This is a genomic window from Actinophytocola sp. (assembly GCF_036402745.1).
In the GTDB taxonomy this organism is placed as follows: Bacteria; Actinomycetota; Actinomycetes; order Mycobacteriales; family Pseudonocardiaceae; genus Actinophytocola.
The window spans coordinates 1-1,624 of the sequence record NZ_DASWSJ010000199.1 but is presented as its reverse complement, the minus strand read 5'-3'; the positions used below and the strand labels follow the sequence as shown (position 1 = coordinate 1,624).

Below are 1,624 nucleotides of genomic sequence, written 5' to 3'. Positions count from 1 at the left end.
CTTCATCCAGCAGATCGACCATCTGTCCTTTTCCGAGGCGGTCGAGCTGCTCGCCGGCCGGGCCAACATCGAGCTGCACTACGAGGACGACAGCGGTCGGGCCACCGGTGCTCCCGACCGCGCCCACGTCGGCCAGCGGGCGCGGTTGGTGGCGGCCAACACCGCTGCCGCGGCGTTCTTCGCCGAACAGCTCGGTACCCCGGAGGCCGCTCCGGCCCGTCAGTTCCTCGCCGAGCGCGGCTTCGACCGGCAGGTGGCGCTGGACTTCGGCTGTGGCTTCGCCCCCGGCGGCTGGGACGGCCTGACCCGGCACCTGCGCGGGCTGGGCTTCACCCAGGCCGAGCTGGTGACCGGCGGTCTGGCCAAGGAGTCCTCGCGCGGCACGTTGATCGACCGGTTCCACCGGCGGCTGGTCTGGCCGATCCGCGACATCACCGGCGACGTCATCGGCTTCGGCGCCCGCAAGCTCATGGACGACGATCCGGGGCCGAAGTACCTGAACACGCCCGAGACCCCGCTCTACAAGAAGAGCACCGTGCTCTACGGGATCGACCGCGCCAAGCGCGACATCGCCAAGCGTCACCAGGCGGTCGTCGTCGAGGGGTACACCGACGTCATGGCCTGCCACCTCGCCGGCGTGACCACCGCAGTCGCATCGTGCGGAACGGCGTTCGGTGGTGAGCACATCAGCGTGCTCCGCCGGCTGCTGATGGATCAGGACGAGTTCCGTGGCGAGGTCGTCTACACCTTCGACGGCGACGCGGCGGGGCAGGCCGCGGCGATGAAGACCTTCGCCGAGGATCAGCGCTTCGTGGGCCAGACGTTCGTCGCGGTCGAGCCCGACGGGCACGACCCGTGCGAGCTGCGTCAGGAGCACGGCGATGCCGCCGTCCGCGATCTCGTCGCCCGGCGGACCCCGCTGATCGAGTTCGTGCTGAAGACGACGCTCGCCGGCTACGACCTGGACACCGTGGAGGGCCGGGTCGCAGCGCTGGACAAGACCGCCCCGCTGCTGGCCCAGGTGAAGGACCACGCCCTGCGCCCGGCCTATGCCCGGCGGCTGGCCGGGATGCTGGGGCTGCCCGACGAGTCCGAGGTCGTCGAGCGCGTGCGGCGACTCGCCGGGAACGGGGCCGAGCGGCCGCGGCCGCGCGCTCGAGCGGCGCAGCGGACGCCGGACCAGACCGCGGTGGAGGTCGAGCGGGAGTCGGTGAAGGCGGCGCTGCAGGTGCCCGAGATCGCCGGCCCGTCGTTCGACGCCATCCCTCCCGGGGCCTACACCGATCCCGACTACGCAGCGGTGGCGGCCGCCGTGGCGTCCGCCGGTGGTGCCGCCGCCGTGACGGTCACCGGCGCGGCGTGGCTGGACCGGGTCGCTGAGCACTGTCCGCGGGAGTCCGCGCGGGCCCAGCTGACCGCGCTGGCGGTCGAGTCCATGCGTTCGGTCGGCGAGAACGACGTCCTCTACGTGAACGCGCTGATGGCGCGGATGCAGGAGATCTACACGGTGCGCCAGATCGCGGGGGTGAAGGGCAAGCTGCAGCGGATGAACCCGGTGGAGTCCTCCGACGAGTACATGAAGGCCTTCAAGCAATTGATGGATCTCGAGCAGCTGGCCATCTCG

General features: G+C 71.3%; 1 protein-coding gene. It reads left to right on the top strand.

Translation table 11 applies throughout. The features are described from left to right. Nucleotides 1-1,624 (top strand): toprim domain-containing protein (locus VGD70_RS19005; protein WP_331083099.1); only part of this gene is annotated, 1,624 nt, incomplete at both ends.